Below are 17,500 nucleotides of genomic sequence, written 5' to 3'. Positions count from 1 at the left end.
ATTACTGGCCAGCCACCTACAAGTACTGCATAGGCTTCGGCATCGCGCGGTCAGTGTGGGAGCTGGCTTGCCGGCGATGGGCCGCAAAGCGGCCCCGGGGATTCAAAAGTTCACACCACCCTACCCGCCATTCATGACAACCCCGCAGCAGCCCACGCCTTGTTCAGCCGCTTCTCCCGCGCCGCCATGGCCAACGCCATCACCCCTTGATCGCGCTGCCACAACTCGGCCCACTGCGCCGGCCCAGCCGCCAGCGCTGCGTCGACTTCCCCGCGCAGCGCCTGGAACTGCGCAAACAACCCGCCCAGCAGCAAATGGCACCCCGTACTGTCGGCGCACTGCCGGCTAGCCTCGGCACACCCAGCCAGCAGCCCGAGCACCTGCAGGCGCAAACCTTGCGGCCAGGCACACGCCTGCCCCACCCCATACAACCAGGCCGTCAATGCCGTGAGCACATACAAGTCCTCCAGCGAGCGAAACGGCTTCACGTAGGCATCCCAACCATCACCGGCCAGCAAATCGCATGCCGCCTGCTCAAGTACCAATCGGCCGTGGCCCACCTCCGGCATCAGCGGCAAGGTCGGCAATGGCTCCAGCGTCACCCCCGGCTCACCGGGGTAGACCACCGCAAGGTTCAATTGCGGTGCTGCGCCTGCCGCCTCGCTGCGCGCCGCCACCAGCAGCCACTCTGCTTCAAGCCCGGCGGTGACGAAATCCTTGCTACCCGTCAGCCGCAAACCGTCCAGCCGCGTCTGCATGTCAGCCGGCCGCACGCTACGCCGCTCGGTTGCACACAGCGCGCCAAGGCTGGGCGGCGCGCTAGGCCACAGCACGCGCAAGGCCGCCTGGTAACCGACCAGAAAGGCCAGGCCCGGGGTGGCCATTGCGCGCCCGCCCAATATCGCCAGCTCGAACGGCGCAACCGGGCCAAGGCGCTCGAGCAGCGCGGCGTAAGTTTCGCCCAGGGTGCCCGCCAGGGCCTGGCGAAGCGGGTCGTTGATTCGTTGCAACCAAGCCATGGCACAGCTCCTTTGCGGGGGCATTCGGTTAAGGCTAAGGGGGTGTCACGCAAGCATCACCAAAGATTCACAGGGGTGACACCCCGTCTACCTAGGCTGACTTTGCACAACAAAGCCGACCGGCCGCAACCCTTCATGGCTGGCTTATGGAGACTCGTAATGACTCGGATCGCTCACGCTGGCGATAACAGCACTGAACGCCGTCTGCAAGCCGAACGCCTGGTTGGCGCCGCGGCGCTGCAAGAGGCCCAGGCCCTGCGCTACAACGTATTCAGCGCAGAATTCAAGGCCAAGCTCAAAGGTGCCGAGCACGGCCTGGACATGGACGACTACGACGTGCACTGCCGCCACATTGGTGTACGCGACCTGAGCACCGGCAAGCTGGTTGCCACCACCCGCCTGCTCGATCACCAGGCCGCCAGCAGCCTGGGCCGTTTCTACAGTGAAGAAGAATTCAGCCTGCACGGCCTGTTGCAGCTGCAGGGCCCGATCCTGGAGCTGGGCCGCACCTGCGTAGCCGCCGACTACCGCAACGGCGGCACCATCGCCGTGCTCTGGGGCGAACTGGCTGAAGTGCTCAACGAGGGCCGCTACAGCTACCTGATGGGCTGTGCCAGCATCCCCATGCAAGACGGTGGCGTACAGGCCCATGCGGTGATGCAGCGCCTGCGCGAGCGCTACCTGTGCACCGAACACCTGCGCGCCGAACCAAAGAACCCGCTGCCGAACCTGCCGCTTCCCAACAACGTCATTGCCGAAATGCCACCGCTGCTCAAGGCCTACATGCGCCTGGGCGCGAAGATTTGCGGTGAGCCGTGCTGGGACGAGGATTTCCAGGTGGCCGACGTGTTCATCCTGCTCAAGCGCGATGAACTGTGCCCGCGCTACGCCCGTCACTTCAAGGCGGCGGTCTGATGCCGAAGCTGCGGGTACTGGCCCGCCTCTCCCGACTGCTGTTGGTATTGCTGCTGGGTATGCTGATGGCCAGCGTGATCGCCCTGGGCGAGCGGCTGGGCTACAAGGCACCGATCGAACGCCGCCAGCGCTGGACCTGCCTGTTCATGAAACGCCTGGTCGCGGCCCTGCCCTTCGATGTGCGGGTAATCGGCGAGCTGCCGCAGCGGCCGATGCTATGGGTCAGCAACCATGTGTCCTGGACTGACATCCCCCTGCTCGGCATGTTGCTGCCACTGTCGTTCCTGTCCAAGGCCGAAGTGCGCCATTGGCCGGTGGCGGGCTGGCTGGCGGAAAAGGCCGGCACCCTGTTCATTCGCCGTGGTGGGGGTGACAGCCAGCGCCTGCGCGAGCAGATCGCCGGGCAACTGGGCCTGGCCCGGCCGCTGCTGATCTTCCCTGAAGGCACCACCACCAGCGGTCGCACCCTGCGCACCTTCCATGGCCGCCTGCTGGCGGGGGCCATCGACCGGGGCGTGGCGGTGCAGCCAGTGGCTATCCAGTACCTGCGTGACGGCCAGATCGACCCCGTTGCGCCGTTTATCGGCAATGACGACCTGGTGTCGCACCTGATGCGCCTGTTTGCCCAGCCGCGGGGTGAGGTGTGCATTCACCTGTTGCCGCCGATTGGCAGCGTGGGCAAGGAGCGTGCAGTGCTGGCAGTGCAGGCGCAGCAGGCAATTCACCTGGCGTTGTTCGGGGTTGAAGATGTCGAGATGGCGCCGCGGCGGCAGGCGCGGGCTGCCTGAGTTTATCGCCTGCACCGGCCCTATCGCCGGCAAGCCAGCTCCCACAGGTACTGCACAAGTCTGCAATCCTGTGGGGAACCTGTGGGAGCTGGCTTGCCGGCGATAGGGCCAGTACAGAAAACCAAAAATCAGCTGCCAGAGACCCGCTCCGCCGCCGCAAACGCCTGCAATTCGGGATAAAAAGCGCGGAAATCCGCCATCAACGGCTCATACAACCGCTGCAGCTCAGCCATCACCCCAACCATCCCTTCCGGCCGCGACATCCGTCGGCCAATGCCGTTGAAAACCTGCTCCAGCGTCGCGAAATCAGCATACGCCCCCAGCCAGTCATCCGCCGCCATGAACGGTGCAATCCGCGCCAAACGCCCCGGCAATTCTGGCTCCGCCAGCAGCACCCGATAAAAATCGCCGGTGAACTGATCCAGCGGCTGGTCGGCATAATCGTGCCAATGCCGCGCCAGGCAATGATCAAAGAACACATCCAGCACGATGCCGGCAAAGCGCCGCCGCTCGCGCGGAAAGCGCGCCAGCGCCGCCAGCACCAGCGGGTGCTGGTCGGTGTAACTGTCGATGTGCCGGTGCAGCCGAATGGCCGCCTCCAGCGCAGGCGCAAAACGCCCTTCCAGCGAGCCTTTGACAAAGTCGCCATACAGGCTGCCAAGCAGTTGTTGCGGCGCCGGGCCGCCCAGGTGCAGGTGCGCTAGATAGTTCATGAGCGCATTCTAGCACCGCACCCGCCTATATCGGCATAAAGCGATATAGCGATTCGTGCTCAGCTCAGAATATCTTCATATTTGTATATCGGGATTCAGCGATTTACATTTCGCCCTATCGCGATATACCGCTACAACGAGCCCCACCGATGCCACTCGATCTCGACGAAATCATAAAAGCGCTGGCCCACCCGGTCAGGCGAGAAATCCTCAGCTGGCTGAAAGACCCGGCAACCCAATTCCCCGACCAGTACCACAGCACCGAAAACGGTGTGTGTGCCGGGCAGATCGATCAACGCTGCGGCCTGTCGCAGTCAACCGTCTCCGCTCACCTGGCCACCTTGCAGCGCGCCGGGCTGATCAGCAGCCAGAAGATTGGCCAATGGCATTTCTTCAAACGCGACGAAGCCACCATCCAGGCGTTCCTCGAACAACTGCGCCAAGCGCTTTGACCAGCAGGTAACCGATATGACCACGCTTTTCGATCCGATCACCCTGGGCGACCTGCAACTGCCCAACCGCATCATCATGGCGCCGCTCACCCGCTGCCGCGCCGACGAAGGCCGGGTGCCCAATGCATTGATGGCCGAATATTACGTGCAGCGCGCCAGTGCCGGGCTGATCCTCAGCGAGGCCACTTCGGTCAGCGCCATGGGGGTCGGCTACCCGGACACCCCCGGCATCTGGAACGATGAACAGGTGCGTGGCTGGAACAACGTGACCAAGGCCGTGCATGCTGCGGGCGGGCGCATGTTCCTGCAGCTGTGGCACGTGGGCCGTATATCCCACCCCAGCTACCTGAATGGCGAACTGCCGGTGGCCCCCAGCGCGATCCAGGCCAAGGGCCATGTCAGCCTGGTACGCCCGCTGAGTGATTACCCCACCCCGCGCGCACTGGAAACCGAAGAAATCAGCGACATCGTCGAGGCCTACCGCAGCGGCGCGGAAAACGCCAAGGCGGCCGGTTTCGACGGTGTGGAAATACACGGCGCCAACGGCTACCTGCTCGACCAGTTCCTGCAAAGCAGCACCAACCAGCGCACCGACCGCTACGGCGGCTCGCTGGAAAACCGCGCGCGCCTGCTGCTGGAAGTGACCGACGCAGCCATTGAAGTATGGGGCGCGAACCGTGTCGGCGTACACCTGGCGCCGCGTGCCGACGCCCATGACATGGGCGATGCTGACCGTGCCGAAACCTTCACCTATGTGGCCCGTGAGCTAGGCAAGCGTGGTATCGCCTTCATCTGCTCGCGCGAGCGGGAGGCTGACGACAGCATTGGCCCGCTGATCAAGGAAGCGTTCGGTGGTCCGTACATCGTCAACGAGCGTTTCAACAAGGCAAGTGCCAATGCGGCGCTGGCCAGCGGCAAGGCTGATGCGGTGGCGTTTGGTGTGCCTTTCATTGCCAACCCTGACCTGCCGGCACGGCTGGCAGCGGATGCGCCCTTGAACGAGGCGCATCCCGAGACCTTCTATGGCAGAGGACCGGTGGGGTATATCGACTATCCGCGGTTGTGACTGAAATCGCCGGGGCCGCTCTGCGGCCCTTTCGCGACACAAGGCCGCTGCTACAAGGGAACGCGATCTCCTGTAGGAGCGGCCTTGTGTCGCGATAGGAGGGCAAAGCCCTCCCCTGCGATCTCAGGGCCGGGCGCTGATCTGCTGCTGCAGGTTCTGGATCTGGCTCTGCAGGGTGTTCAGGTTGCGTGTGGTCTGGCCACGGAACGCATCGAACTCTTGCACCGAGGCCCCACTGGACGCCGCCGCCGGGCGGTTTTCCATCTGCGTCTTGAGCACCAGCATGTCCTGCTCCAGGCTCTCGATGGCCGCCTTCTGGCCACCCTCCTTCTTCAATGCGGCCACCTCGTCACTCAAGTTCTTGAGCTGCCCGTCAAGCTTGCCGCCGTCCACTTGGCCCGACTTCAACGCCGCCAGCTCGGCATTCACGGCGTTCAACTGCGCCTGCAACTGGCCCTGCAGTTCGGTCACGGCCTTCTGCTGCTCACGCGTATCGGCCAGCACCTGCTCCAGGCGCTTGCCCAGGTCGCCCGCCTGGCCGGCGACGCCTTGCTGCTGCTTGCCCTGCTCGGCCAGGCTGGCCTGCAACTGGCGGATCTGCAGCTTGAGCGCTTCGCTGCCGGTGTTGACCGACGACTCGCTGGCCGCAACCTTGCCACTGATAGCCTGCAAGCGCCCGGCCGCATCCTCGCTGATGCGGGCAAAGCTTTCCTGGGTCGCCACCAGTTGCTGCTCCATCAGCGAAATCTGCTGGAAGCTCCACCAGCCCAACCCTGCCAAGGCAATGAACGAAGCCCCCAGCAGTACCCACAATGCCCCGGTGCTGGCAGGCTTGGCGGCCTTTTGGCGGCTGCGTGCCACATGCGCCGGCAACAGCTCGTCGTCATCAGGGGTACCGGCCCGCAAGGCAGGCACATCATCGAAATCGTCGTGAGCATCGTTGCGCATGGGTAAGTTCAACCGCGGTAGTAGCAAAGAGACAGGAGTATAAACCGCTCGCGCGGCGCACTGATGACCATCATCGGCGCGCCAGGTTCACTGCCCCAGCGGTTGATGTTTCCACCAGGCGCAGAATTCATCCAGCGCCGTCCACAGGTTGACCTTGGGTTGATAGTCCAGGTACTGCCGGGCACGGCTGATATCCAGGGTGAAATCACGGCTCATGACCTGCATGCCCAAACGTGACAAGGTCGGTTGCGGGCGCCCCGGCCACAACATGCAGGCCGCTTCGTTCAACGCCGCCAGGCTGTAGGCCAGGCCGTAGGAACGGTAGCGGGTCACCTGTGGCAGCTGCATCTGGCGCATCACATAGTTGACCACGTCCCACAATGGCAGCGGCTGGCCGTTGCTGATGTTGTAGGCCTGGCCCAGCGCCCGCTCATCGGCGAACAGCGCACTGAGCAAAGCCTCGTTGAGGTTGTGCACACTGGTAAAATCGACCTTGTTCAGGCCATTGCCGATGATTGCCACGCGGCCCTTGCGCTGCATCTGCATCAGCCGCGGGAAAATGCTGGCATCACCCGCGCCGGTGACAAAGCGCGGGCGCAGCGCCAGCACTTCAAGGCCGAACTCCTGGGCACCGAACACTTTCTGCTCGGCCAGGTGCTTGGTTTGCCCGTAGTGGTCATGGAAGCGGCGCGGCACCTGGTCTTCGCGGATGTCCAGGCGTGAACGACCATTGAAGTAGATCGACGGCGACGACAGGTGTACCAGGCGCCGCACGTGCTCTTTCAGGCAGCCCTCGACCACGTTCTCGGTGACCACGACGTTGCCCTGGTAGAAATCCTGATATCGCCCCCAGTTACCCACCGCGCCAGCGCAATGCACCACCGCCTCCACGCCCTGGCACAGGCGCCGCGCCAGCTCGGCATCACCGAGGTCGCCGGGGATGAACTGGGCGCCGCGCTTGACCAGGTGCTCGACGCCTTCGGCACGGCGGCCGCTGACCCGCACGTCCAGCCCCTGCTCCAGGGCAACGCGCGCAAAGCGCCCACCAATGAAGCCGCTCGCGCCGGTGACCAGAATTCGCATGTAACACTCCGTCTTGCCAAATTTCAGATGCAACTGACGCCAGCCGTGGCTACAAGGGCACCAGCCATTGCCGTGCGGCGTAGCGCAGGTGGTCGGTCAGCTGCGCGAGCAAGTGCCCGCCATTGCGCCAATGATGCCAGTACAGCGGCACATCGATGGGGGTATCGCTGCAAATTTCCACCAATTGCCCGCCGGCCAGTTGTTCACGGGCCTGCAGTTCGGGCACCAGGCCCCAGCCCAGGCCGGCTTCGGTCATACGCAGAAAGCCTTCCGACGATGGGCACAGGTGATGCAGGAAACCGTCCTCGATGCCCAGCGAAGCCAGATAGCGGTGCTGCAGGAAGTCGTCCGGGCCGTACACGATCGCCGGGGTACGGGCCAAGCGGTTGGCGACAAAGCCCTGGGGAAAATGCCGCGCCATGAACCCTGGGCTGGCCAGCGCCCGGTAGCGCATGGCCCCCAAGGGCAGGCTGCGGGCCCCGGCCACCGGTCGCTCGCTGCCACACAGGCAGGCAGCCACCTCACCGGCGCGCATCCGTTTCAAGCCCACGTCCTGGTCTTCTACGACCAGGTCAGTCAATACATTCTGTTGCGCGCAGAAGTCACCCACTGCGCCCGCCCACCACGTGGCCAGGCTATCGGCGTTGAGGGCGATGCGCAGGCGTTCCGGCATGCCCTCTTCGTCCAGCGCCGGTACCTGGCGCTGCAGGTCGCGTTCAAGCAAGCGCACCTGCTGCACATGGTTGAGCAACTGCCGGCCGACGTCGGTCGGGCTGGGCGGCGTAGCGCGCACCAGCACCGGCTGGCCAACCCGCGCTTCGAGCAGCTTTATGCGCTGGGAAATGGCCGATTGCGACAAGCCCAGCACTTGCGCGGCACGCTCGAAACCACCCTGTTCGATCACTGCCGCGAGGGCGGCCAGCAGCTTGTAGTCGAACATCGATTTTCCTAATGAGGGATCAGCTTTATTTGTTTTTCTTATACAGCCCACAACAGCACAATAGCCAGCATCTTTTGTGACCTTTTTCGGAGAGCGTGGCCATGTGGCAAAGCTATCTCAACGGCATGCTGGTGGCCTTCGGCCTGATCATGGCTATCGGCGCCCAGAACGCCTTCGTCCTCGCCCAGAGCCTGCGCCGCGAGCACCATCTGCCGGTGGCGGCACTGTGCATTATCTGCGACGCCCTGCTGGTGGCCGCCGGGGTATTCGGCCTTGCCACCGTGCTGGCGCACAACCCGACCTTGCTGGCGATCGCCCGCTGGGGCGGCGCGGTGTTCCTCATCTGGTACGGCGCCAAGGCCTTGCGCAGCGCCTGTTCCAAGCAAAGCCTGCAGCACCAGCAAGGCCAAGGCACCCGTTCACGCCGCGCGGTACTGCTCAGTGCCTTGGCGGTGACGTTGCTGAACCCGCATGTATACCTCGACACGGTGTTGCTGATCGGCTCGCTGGGCGCCCAGCAGACCGAACCTGGGGCTTATGTGGCCGGGGCAGCCAGTGCTTCACTGCTGTGGTTCTCGACCCTGGCTATCGGCGCGGCCTGGCTGGCCCCGTGGCTGGCACGGCCAGCGACCTGGCGCATGCTCGACCTGATGGTGGCGGTGATGATGTTTGCGGTGGCGGCGCAGTTGGTCTTCAACTGACCTGCGCTCGCCACAACATCTTCATCGCCTGGGAGATCGAGCGCCGCCCGCGCGGCGCTTCGCGGGGCAAGCCCGCTCCCACAGTTTGTTTCGGGCCAGTCACTCCTGTGAGGTCACCGCTGTAAGCCTTGTTTGTTCCCCTCGGTATTGAAGGTGTCGCTTGTGCTTTTCTGCAATCTGCAGCCATGCACCAAGGGTGCGAGTGCGGAGAAAGCAGGAATAACTGGCCCGAAACAGATGTGGGAGCGGGCTTGCCCCGCGAAGCGCCGCGCGGGCGGCGCTCTATCTCATGGGCGCTGACAATTTTGTGGCAGGCACCACTGGTCGGCACCCGCCACCCGCTCTGGAACCTCTATTCCCTATGTTTGTTGCGTGGTTATGCGCCGGGCCCGGTGCTATGATCCAGCCCTTGCGTCGCAAAGAGTACAAACTCGCCGACGCTTATCGGGCCGCCCGTGATCGGCCTTGCGCAAACCGCAAACAGACCTGAATCAGGAGATCCACCATGGCTTTTGAATTGCCGCCGCTGCCGTACGCCCACGATGCCCTGCAGCCGCACATCTCCAAGGAAACCCTGGAGTATCACCACGACAAGCACCACAACACCTATGTCGTGAACCTGAACAACCTGGTCCCAGGCACCGAATTCGAAGGCAAGACCCTCGAAGAAATCGTCAAGGCCTCTTCGGGCGGCATCTTCAACAACGCCGCTCAAGTCTGGAACCACTCCTTCTACTGGAACTGCCTGGCGCCAAACGCCGGTGGCCAGCCGACCGGTGCCCTGGCTGACGCCATCAACGCCGCTTTCGGTTCCTTCGACAAGTTCAAGGAAGAGTTCACCAAGACTTCGGTTGGCACCTTCGGCTCCGGCTGGGGCTGGCTGGTGAAGAAAGCTGACGGTTCCCTGGCCCTGGCCAGCACCATCGGCGCCGGCTGCCCGCTGACCAGCGGCGACACCCCGCTGCTGACCTGCGATGTCTGGGAACACGCCTACTACATCGACTACCGCAACGTGCGTCCGAAGTACGTCGAGGCGTTCTGGAACCTGGTCAACTGGGCCTTCGTTGCCGAGCAGTTCGAAGGCAAAACCTTCAAGGCCTGAGAGATTCAGCCTTGAACAGAAAACCCGGCCATGTGCCGGGTTTTTTTATGCCTGTGGGAGCGGGCATGCCCGCGAAAAGGCCCGCACGGTTTTGCTTGCTCACCCCGCATTGCACGCTAACATCAAAGCTCTGGAAGATTGATACAGCGCACTCAAGTTGCGGGGTCAGGCAACCGATACACTGCTCATGGTCGGCCGGTAGTGTATCGTCATCGTTGATGGCAAAATGATGCCATGCGCATGGATTAAGGAAACCCCATTGAAGCTGGAATTGCGGAACAGCTTGTCGGTCAAGTTGCTCAGGGTCGTGCTGCTGTCGGCGCTAGCGGTCGGCGTCGTGCTCAGCTGTGCGCAAATCGTTTACGACACCTACAAGACCCGCCAGGCCGTGAACAACGATGCCCAGCGCATCCTCGACATGTTCCGCGACCCGTCCACCCAGGCGGTATACAGCCTCGATCGCGAAATGGGCATGCAGGTGATGGAAGGCCTGTTCCAGGATGAATCGGTGCGCATGGCCTCCATCGGCCACCCCAACGAAACCATGCTGGCGGAAAAATCGCGCCCGCTGCAAGACATGTCGATGCGCTGGCTCACCGACCTGTTCCTTGGCCAGGAACGCACCTACACCACCCAACTGGTCGGCCGTGGCCCCTACAGTGAATACTACGGCGACCTCAGCATCACCCTCGACACCTCGTCCTACGGTGAAGATTTCCTGATCAACGCGGTGATCATCTTCATCTCCGGCGTGCTGCGGGCGTTGGCCATGGGCCTGGTGCTGTACCTGGTCTACCACTGGCTGCTGACCAAGCCGCTGTCGAAGATCATCGAACACCTCACCCAGATCAACCCCGACCGCCCCAGCCAGCATCAACTGCCATTGCTCAAGGGCCACGAAAAGAACGAACTGGGCCTGTGGGTCAACACCGCCAACCAGTTGCTGGCCTCGATCGAGCGCAATACCCACCTGCGCCACGAGGCAGAAAACAGCCTGCAACGCATGGCCCAGTACGACTTCCTCACGGGCCTGCCCAACCGCCAGCAGTTGCAGCAGCAGCTGGACAAGATCCTCGTCGACGGCGGCCGCCTGCAACACCGGGTAGCAGTGCTGTGCGTGGGCCTGGACGACTTCAAGGGCATCAATGAGCAGTTCAGCTACCAGGTCGGTGACCAGCTACTGCTGGCCCTCGCCGACCGCCTGCGCGCCCACAGCGGCCGCCTGGGCGCGCTGGCACGGCTGGGTGGCGACCAGTTCGCCCTGGTGCAGGCCAATATCGAGCAGCCTTACGAGGCCGCCGAACTGGCCCAAAGCATCCTTGACGACCTGGAAGTACCGTTCGACCTCGACCACCAGCAGATCCGCCTGCGCGCCACCATCGGCATCACCCTGTTCCCCGAAGACGGCGACAGCACCGAGAAGCTGCTGCAGAAAGCCGAACAGACCATGACCCTGGCCAAGGCCCGTTCGCGCAACCGCTACCAGTTCTACATCGCCAGCGTCGACAGCGAAATGCGCCGCCGCCGCGAGCTGGAAAAGGACCTGCGCGAAGCCCTGCCGCGCAACCAGCTGTACCTGGTGTACCAGCCACAGATCAGCTACCGCGACCACCGCGTGGTGGGCGTCGAGGCGTTGTTGCGCTGGCAGCACCCGGAACTGGGCATGGTGCCGCCCGACCAGTTCATCCCGCTGGCCGAACAGAACGGCAGCATCATCAGCATTGGCGAGTGGGTGCTCGACCAGGCCTGCCGGCAATTGCGCGAATGGCACGACCTGGGCTTCAGCGACCTGCGCATGGCCGTCAACCTGTCTACGGTGCAGCTGCACCACAGCGAACTGCCGCGGGTGGTCAACAACCTGTTGCAGGCCTACCGCCTGCCGCCACGCAGCCTGGAACTGGAAGTCACCGAGACCGGCCTGATGGAAGACATCAGCACCGCTGCCCAGCACCTGCTGAGCCTGCGCCGCTCCGGGGCGCTGATTGCCATCGACGACTTCGGCACCGGCTACTCGTCGCTCAGCTACCTGAAGTCGCTGCCGCTGGACAAGATCAAGATCGACAAGAGCTTCGTCCAGGACCTGCTCGACGACGATGACGACGCCACCATCGTTCGCGCCATCATCCAGCTGGGCAAGAGCCTGGGCATGCAGGTAATCGCCGAAGGCGTGGAAACCGCCGAGCAGGAGACCTACATCGTTGCCCAGGGCTGCCACGAGGGCCAGGGCTACCACTACAGCAAGCCGCTGTCGGCCCGCGAGCTGACCCACTTCCTCAAGCAGGCACAGCGCAATCAGGTTTCGATGTTCTGATCCCCTGCCCGGTTACAGGCCGTGACCTGGATTTACATGAATTGCACGCCCGCCCCTTTACAGCAAATGCAAATCTTTCGCATGATGTTGCGGTTTCGCGTGCCCCGGCGCACGGTCCACCCTTTGGTCCAACCACACGACGCAGGAAAACCAATAATGATTCGAATGCCTCTGGCCTCCGCCAGTCTGCTGGCCATTGCCATCGCCCTCGCCGGTTGCGGTGAAGGCAAGGACGAAAAAGCCGCCGCGCCGCAAGCCCAGGCACCTGCCGCCGCCAGCACCAGCGCTGCGGCGCCAGGGGCTGTCGACGAAGCCGCTGGCAAGGCTGTGGTCAAGCATTACACCGATATGGTCTACGCCGTGTACAGCGATTCGCTGAGCACCGCCAAATCCCTGCAGGCCGCAGTTGACGCGTTTCTCGCCAAGCCCAGCGAAGAAACCCTGAAAGCCGCCAAGGACGCCTGGTTCGCCGCGCGCGTACCTTACCTGCAGAGCGAAGCCTTCCGCTTCGGCAACACCATCATCGACGATTGGGAAGGCCAGGTGAACGCCTGGCCGCTGGACGAAGGCCTGATCGACTACGTCGACAAGAGCTACGAGCACGCCCTGGGCAACCCGGCGGCCAGCGCCAACATCATCGCCAACACCGAGATCCAGGTCGGCGAAGAGAAGGTCGACGTCAAGGACATCACCCCAGAGAAGCTGGCCAGCCTGAACGAACTGGCAGGTTCCGAAGCCAACGTCGCCACCGGCTACCACGCCATCGAATTCCTGCTCTGGGGCCAGGACTTGAACGGCACCGGCCCAGGCGCTGGCGTCCGTCCGGTTTCCGACTACCTGGAAGGCCAGGGCGCCACTGGCGGCCACAACGACCGCCGCCGCGCCTACCTGAAAGCGGTCACCGACCTGCTGGTCAGCGACCTCGAAGAAATGGTCGGCAACTGGGCACCGAACGTCGCCGACAACTACCGCGCCAAGCTCGAAGCAGAGTCGGTCAACGACGGCCTGCGCAAGATGCTGTTCGGCATGGGCAGCCTGTCGCTGGGTGAACTGGCGGGCGAGCGCATGAAGGTTTCGCTGGAAGCCAACTCGCCGGAAGACGAGCAGGATTGCTTCAGCGACAACACCCACTACTCGCACTTCTACGACGCCAAGGGCATCCGCAACGTCTACCTGGGCGAGTATACCCGTGTCGACGGCACCAAGATGACCGGCCCAAGCCTGTCCTCGCTGGTGGCCAAGGCCGACCCGGCTGCCGACGCCACCCTCAAGGCCGACCTGGAAGCCACCGAAGCCAAGATTCAGGTGATGGTCGACCGCGCCCTGAAAGGCGAGCACTACGACCAGCTGATCGCCGCCGACAACGCGGCCGGCAACCAGATCGTGCGTGACGCCATTGCCTCGCTGGTCAAGCAGACCGGCTCGATCGAGCAGGCAGCAGGCAAGCTGGGCATTGCCAACCTGAACCCGGACACCGCAGATCACGAATTCTGATCTTGCTGTAGCGGTGTTTTGAAAGAGGCGGCCTTCGGGTCGCCTTTTTGCTTCTGGCCCTATCGCCGGCAAGCCAGCTCCCACAGGTACAGCAATGGCTTCAGGGTCTGAGCAGTACCTGTGGGAGCTGGCTTGCCGGCGATAGGGCCGGTACTGAACATGAAAATTCTGACGTTTCCCACCCTTTTCACCCAGGTAATTGCAAATTGCTCTTATTCAAAAAACGCTGGCCTGCTAAGCTTGCACGCCGGTTTTTCGTCCACGCCCAGGATTTTGCATGTCCTCGTCGCTGTCCCGACTTCCCCTTCTGCTGCTGACCTTGGCCCTTGCCGCCTGTGATGACGCCCCGCGTTTCACCCAGGCCGAGCCTGGCGAAGCGTTGTCGGCCGGCAAGGCGACCGTGCAGCGCAGCGACCGCAACGCCTATTCCCTGCCCTCGGCCAACCTCTCGCCCGAGCGGCGCCTGGACTTTGCCGTAGGCAACAGCTTTTTCCGCAACCCTTGGGTGATCGCCCCCTCCACCACCACTGCACGTGACGGTCTGGGGCCGCTGTTCAACACCAATGCCTGCCAGAACTGCCACGTACGCGATGGCCGCGGTCACCCGCCAGCGCCGGGTGACAGCAACGCCGTAGGCATGCTGGTACGCCTGTCGATCCCCGACCAGCCCTACCTGGCCAAGGTCATCGAACGCCTTGGCGTGGTGCCGGAGCCGGTGTACGGCACCCAACTGCAAGACATGGCCATCCCCGGCGTGGCCCCGGAAGGCAAGGTGCGGGTGAGCTACAGCAGCGAAACGGTCACCTTCAAGGACGGCCACCAGGTCGAGCTGCGCAAGCCAAGCCTGCAGATCACTCAGCTCGGCTACGGCGTGATGCACCCCGACACACGCTTTTCGGCACGCATTGCACCGCCGATGATCGGCCTGGGCCTGCTCGAAGCCATCCCCGACGCCGACCTGCTGGCCAACGAAGACCCGGACGACCGCAACCGCAACGGCATCCGCGGGCGGGCCAACCGGGTGTGGGACGACGCCCAGGGCAAGACCGTGATCGGCCGCTTCGGCTGGAAAGCCGGGCAACCCAACGTCAACCAGCAGAACGTGCACGCCTTTGCCGGCGACATGGGCCTGACCAGCACCCTGCTGCCCAACGACGACTGCACCCCGGCGCAAACCGATTGCCTGGCCGCGCCCAATGGCGACGGTGCCGATGGCGAAAAGGAAGTCAGCGACAACATCCTGCGCCTGGTGACCTTCTACACGCGTAACCTGGGCGTGCCGGCACGCCGCGATGTCGGCTCGCCGCAGGTACTGGCCGGCAAGAACCTGTTCTACCAGGCCGGCTGCCAGGGTTGCCACACACCGCAGTTCACCACCGCCGCCGATGCCAACGAACCCGAACTGGCCAGCCAGGTCATTCGCCCCTACAGCGACTTGCTGTTGCACGACATGGGCCCGGGCCTGGCCGACGAGCGCACCGAATTTGCCGCCAACGGCCAGGACTGGCGAACCGCACCACTGTGGGGCATCGGCCTGAGCGAAACGGTCAGCGGCCACAGCCAGTTCCTGCACGACGGCCGCGCCCGCAACCTGCTTGAAGCCGTGCTCTGGCATGGTGGCGAAGCCGAGGCGGCACGCAATTTCGTACTCACATTCAATGCCGAGCAGCGCACCGCGCTGCTGGCGTTCCTGAACTCACTTTAAAACGCGCTAAGGAGCCGGGCATGTTCCGACCCAAACTGTTGTTCACCAGCCTCGCCGCACTCGCCCTCGGTGCCTGCTCGCCGCAGGACCCGCAAGCCGTGACCTCTGCCGCCATTGCCAAGCAGGTGATCCTGCCCACCTACAGCCGCTGGGTCGAGGCCGACCGCACCCTGGCCGCCAGCGCCCTGGCCTACTGCGAAGGCAAGGAAGACCTGGAAAAGGCCCGCGCCGACTTCCTCAACGCGCAAAAAGCCTGGGCCGAGCTGCAACCGCTGCTGGTCGGCCCGCTGGCCGAAGGCAACCGCGCCTGGCAGGTGCAGTTCTGGCCCGACAAGAAAAACCTGGTCGGTCGCCAGGTCGAACAACTGGTCAACGGCGACAAGCCGGTCGATGCCGCCACGCTGGGCAAGTCCAGCGTCGTGGTACGTGGCCTGTCGGCCTACGAATACATCCTGTTCGACAGCAAGCCGGACATCGCCACGGCCGAGCAGAAAGCCCGTTACTGCCCACTGCTGGTCGCCATTGGTGAGCATCAGAAGGTCCTCGCCGAGGACATCCTCAAGAGCTGGAACAGCACTGACGGCATGCTGTCGCAGATGACCAAGTTCCCCAACCAGCGCTACGCCGATTCCCATGAGGCCATCGCCGACCTGCTGCGTTCCCAAGTCACCGCCCTGGATACACTGAAGAAGAAGCTGGGTGCGCCCATGGGCCGCCAGAGCAAAGGCATCCCGCAGCCGCTGCAGGCTGAAGCCTGGCGCAGCCACAACTCGCTGAACAGCCTGGAAGCCACCCTCAAGGCGGCCGAAACCGTCTGGGTCGGGGTCGACAACCAAGGTTTGCGCGGCCTGCTGCCCAGCGATCAGAAAGCGCTGGCGGGCAAGATCGACGCCGCCTACGCTACCTCGCTCAAACTGCTGGCCGACAATCAGAAGACCCTCGGCGAGCTGCTGGCCGACGACGCTGGCCAGCAAACCCTCAACCAGATCTACGACAGCCTCAACGCCGTCCACCGCCTGCACGAGGGCGAGCTGGCCAAGGCGCTGAACATCCAACTGGGCTTCAATGCCAACGACGGTGACTGATCATGCTGCGACGCCAGGCCATCAAACTCGGTAGCGTATTGCTCAGCGCCCTGACCCTGGGCGGCTGGAGCCTGTTCCGCAACAAAGGCAGCGAACCCCTGCTGCTCTCGGCGCGTGACGACGGCGACGGCAAGCACTATGCCGTCGGTTTCCGCCTGGACGGCAGCCAGGTGTTCAGCACCCAGGTTGCCCAGCGTTGCCATGCCATCATCCACCACCCCGAGCGGCCAATCGCCCTGTTCGTCGCCCGCCGCCCAGGTACCGAAAGCTACCTGGTCGACTTGCGTGACGGGCGGCTGCTGCAAACGGTGGTTTCGCAACCGAACCGGCATTTCTACGGCCACGCCGTGGTGCACAAAGGTGGCGAATGGCTGTACGCCACCGAGAACGACACCACCGACCCAGGCCGCGGTGTACTGGGCGTTTACCGTTTCGAAGGTGAACGCCTGGTGCACACCGGCGAGATCCCGACCCATGGCATCGGCCCGCACGAGGTGGCCTGGCTGCCCGACGGCGAAACGCTGATCGTGGCCAACGGCGGCATCCGTACCGAGGCCGAAAGCCGGGTCGAGATGAACCTCAACGCCATGCAACCAAGCCTGGTGCTGATGCAGCGCGACGGCACCCTGCTAAGCAAGGAAACCCTGGCCCAGCAGATGAACAGCGTGCGCCACCTGGCGGTGGGCAGCGATGGCACCATCGCCGCCTGCCAGCAGTTCATGGGTGATGCCGATGAAACGGCCGAGTTGCTGGCGATCAAGCGCCCGGGCGAGCCATTCAAGGCCTTCCCGGTGCCGGAGCGGCAGCTGCAGGCCATGGCCCACTACACCGCCAGCGTTGCCATCCACAGCGAGCTGCGCCTGGTGGCACTGACGGCGCCACGGGCCAACCGCCTGTTCGTCTGGGACCTGGACAGCGGTGCGGTGCGGCTGGATGCGCCAATGCCCGATTGTGCCGGGGTTGGCGCGGTGAAGGACGGCTTTGTTGTTACCTCCGGGCAGGGCCGTTGCCGGTTCTATGATTGCACCAAGGCAGAACTGGTTGGGCAACCGATGAACCTGCCGTCCGGTTTCTGGGACAATCACCTGCATCTGGTCTGATTTTTCTGTTGCCTGCACCGGCCCTATCGCCGGCAAGCCAGCTCCCACAGGTACACCACAGGTCCTGAAGCCTATGGT

The 17,500-nt window shown here is 63.7% G+C and carries 16 protein-coding genes; 11 read left to right on the top strand and 5 right to left on the bottom strand.

Annotated elements, in window-relative coordinates:
• Positions 1 to 131 precede the first annotated feature (131 nt).
• Positions 132 to 1,019, bottom strand: a complete 888-nt coding sequence (locus tag ACI2KG_RS02595; RefSeq protein WP_404660676.1) for an acyl-CoA dehydrogenase — start codon at positions 1,017 to 1,019, stop codon at positions 132 to 134.
• Between the two features lie 159 nt (positions 1,020 to 1,178).
• Between ACI2KG_RS02595 and olsB the strand changes: the two genes are divergently transcribed.
• Both olsB and ACI2KG_RS02585 read left to right on the top strand, forming a co-directional pair.
• The gene (gene olsB, locus ACI2KG_RS02590) at positions 1,179 to 1,934 is read left to right on the top strand and encodes an L-ornithine N(alpha)-acyltransferase (RefSeq protein ID WP_404660675.1); all 756 of its coding nucleotides are present in this window, start codon (positions 1,179 to 1,181) and stop codon (positions 1,932 to 1,934) included.
• Positions 1,934 to 2,722, top strand: coding sequence for a lysophospholipid acyltransferase family protein (locus ACI2KG_RS02585; RefSeq protein WP_404660674.1), 789 nt, complete (start codon positions 1,934 to 1,936; stop codon positions 2,720 to 2,722). Before olsB ends, ACI2KG_RS02585 begins: the two co-directional genes overlap by 1 nt.
• Before the next feature lie 128 nt (positions 2,723 to 2,850).
• Here ACI2KG_RS02585 and ACI2KG_RS02580 read toward each other — a convergent pair whose 3' ends face one another.
• Positions 2,851 to 3,435 carry an ACP phosphodiesterase gene (locus ACI2KG_RS02580; protein WP_404660673.1) on the bottom strand — a complete coding sequence of 195 codons (585 nt, stop codon included), beginning with the start codon at positions 3,433 to 3,435 and terminating at the stop codon, positions 2,851 to 2,853.
• 149 nt (positions 3,436 to 3,584) lie between these two features.
• Between ACI2KG_RS02580 and ACI2KG_RS02575 the strand changes: the two genes are divergently transcribed.
• Both ACI2KG_RS02575 and ACI2KG_RS02570 read left to right on the top strand, forming a co-directional pair.
• Positions 3,585 to 3,887, top strand: coding sequence for a helix-turn-helix transcriptional regulator (locus ACI2KG_RS02575; RefSeq protein WP_003255178.1), 303 nt, complete (start codon positions 3,585 to 3,587; stop codon positions 3,885 to 3,887).
• 16 nt (positions 3,888 to 3,903) lie between these two features.
• Complete coding sequence (locus ACI2KG_RS02570; RefSeq protein ID WP_400614618.1) at positions 3,904 to 4,953, top strand: alkene reductase; 1,050 nt, start codon at positions 3,904 to 3,906, stop codon at positions 4,951 to 4,953.
• A gap of 123 nt (positions 4,954 to 5,076) precedes the next feature.
• Here ACI2KG_RS02570 and ACI2KG_RS02565 read toward each other — a convergent pair whose 3' ends face one another.
• The 3 genes from ACI2KG_RS02565 to ACI2KG_RS02555 form a co-directional block, all read right to left on the bottom strand.
• Positions 5,077 to 5,901, bottom strand: a complete 825-nt coding sequence (locus ACI2KG_RS02565; RefSeq protein ID WP_404660672.1) for an ATPase — start codon at positions 5,899 to 5,901, stop codon at positions 5,077 to 5,079.
• An 87-nt stretch (positions 5,902 to 5,988) separates the two neighbouring features.
• Positions 5,989 to 6,984, bottom strand: a complete 996-nt coding sequence (locus tag ACI2KG_RS02560) for an NAD-dependent epimerase/dehydratase family protein (protein WP_404660671.1) — start codon at positions 6,982 to 6,984, stop codon at positions 5,989 to 5,991.
• Positions 6,985 to 7,033: 49 nt separating this feature from the next.
• Positions 7,034 to 7,924 (bottom strand): LysR family transcriptional regulator ArgP, encoded by an 891-nt coding sequence (locus ACI2KG_RS02555; protein WP_404660670.1) that lies wholly within the window; start codon positions 7,922 to 7,924, stop codon positions 7,034 to 7,036.
• Positions 7,925 to 8,025: 101 nt separating this feature from the next.
• Here ACI2KG_RS02555 and ACI2KG_RS02550 point away from each other — a divergent pair, with 101 nt between their 5' ends.
• The 7 genes from ACI2KG_RS02550 (at position 8,026) to ACI2KG_RS02520 (ending at position 17,422) form a co-directional block, all read left to right on the top strand.
• Positions 8,026 to 8,625, top strand: coding sequence for a LysE/ArgO family amino acid transporter (locus ACI2KG_RS02550; RefSeq protein ID WP_404660669.1), 600 nt, complete (start codon positions 8,026 to 8,028; stop codon positions 8,623 to 8,625).
• 505 nt (positions 8,626 to 9,130) lie between these two features.
• A complete protein-coding gene (locus ACI2KG_RS02545; RefSeq protein WP_201202652.1) occupies positions 9,131 to 9,727 on the top strand; it encodes a superoxide dismutase in 597 nt (198 codons plus the stop codon).
• 259 nt (positions 9,728 to 9,986) lie between these two features.
• Complete coding sequence (locus tag ACI2KG_RS02540) at positions 9,987 to 12,038, top strand: putative bifunctional diguanylate cyclase/phosphodiesterase (RefSeq protein ID WP_404660668.1); 2,052 nt, start codon at positions 9,987 to 9,989, stop codon at positions 12,036 to 12,038.
• 156 nt (positions 12,039 to 12,194) lie between these two features.
• Complete coding sequence (locus tag ACI2KG_RS02535; protein WP_404660667.1) at positions 12,195 to 13,532, top strand: imelysin family protein; 1,338 nt, start codon at positions 12,195 to 12,197, stop codon at positions 13,530 to 13,532.
• Positions 13,533 to 13,809: 277 nt separating this feature from the next.
• A complete protein-coding gene (locus ACI2KG_RS02530; RefSeq protein ID WP_404660666.1) occupies positions 13,810 to 15,237 on the top strand; it encodes a di-heme oxidoredictase family protein in 1,428 nt (475 codons plus the stop codon).
• A gap of 20 nt (positions 15,238 to 15,257) precedes the next feature.
• Entirely contained in the window at positions 15,258 to 16,322 is a 1,065-nt protein-coding gene (locus tag ACI2KG_RS02525; RefSeq protein ID WP_404660665.1) for an imelysin family protein, read from the top strand.
• A 2-nt stretch (positions 16,323 to 16,324) separates the two neighbouring features.
• The gene (locus ACI2KG_RS02520) at positions 16,325 to 17,422 is read left to right on the top strand and encodes a DUF1513 domain-containing protein (RefSeq protein WP_404660664.1); all 1,098 of its coding nucleotides are present in this window, start codon (positions 16,325 to 16,327) and stop codon (positions 17,420 to 17,422) included.
• Positions 17,423 to 17,500 lie beyond the last annotated feature (78 nt).

Source organism: Pseudomonas sp. NPDC089407, from assembly GCF_044900445.1.
Classification (GTDB): Bacteria; Pseudomonadota; Gammaproteobacteria; order Pseudomonadales; family Pseudomonadaceae; genus Aquipseudomonas.
Note: the sequence above shows the minus strand (reverse complement) of the source record. Positions and strands in the feature narration are given on the sequence as shown.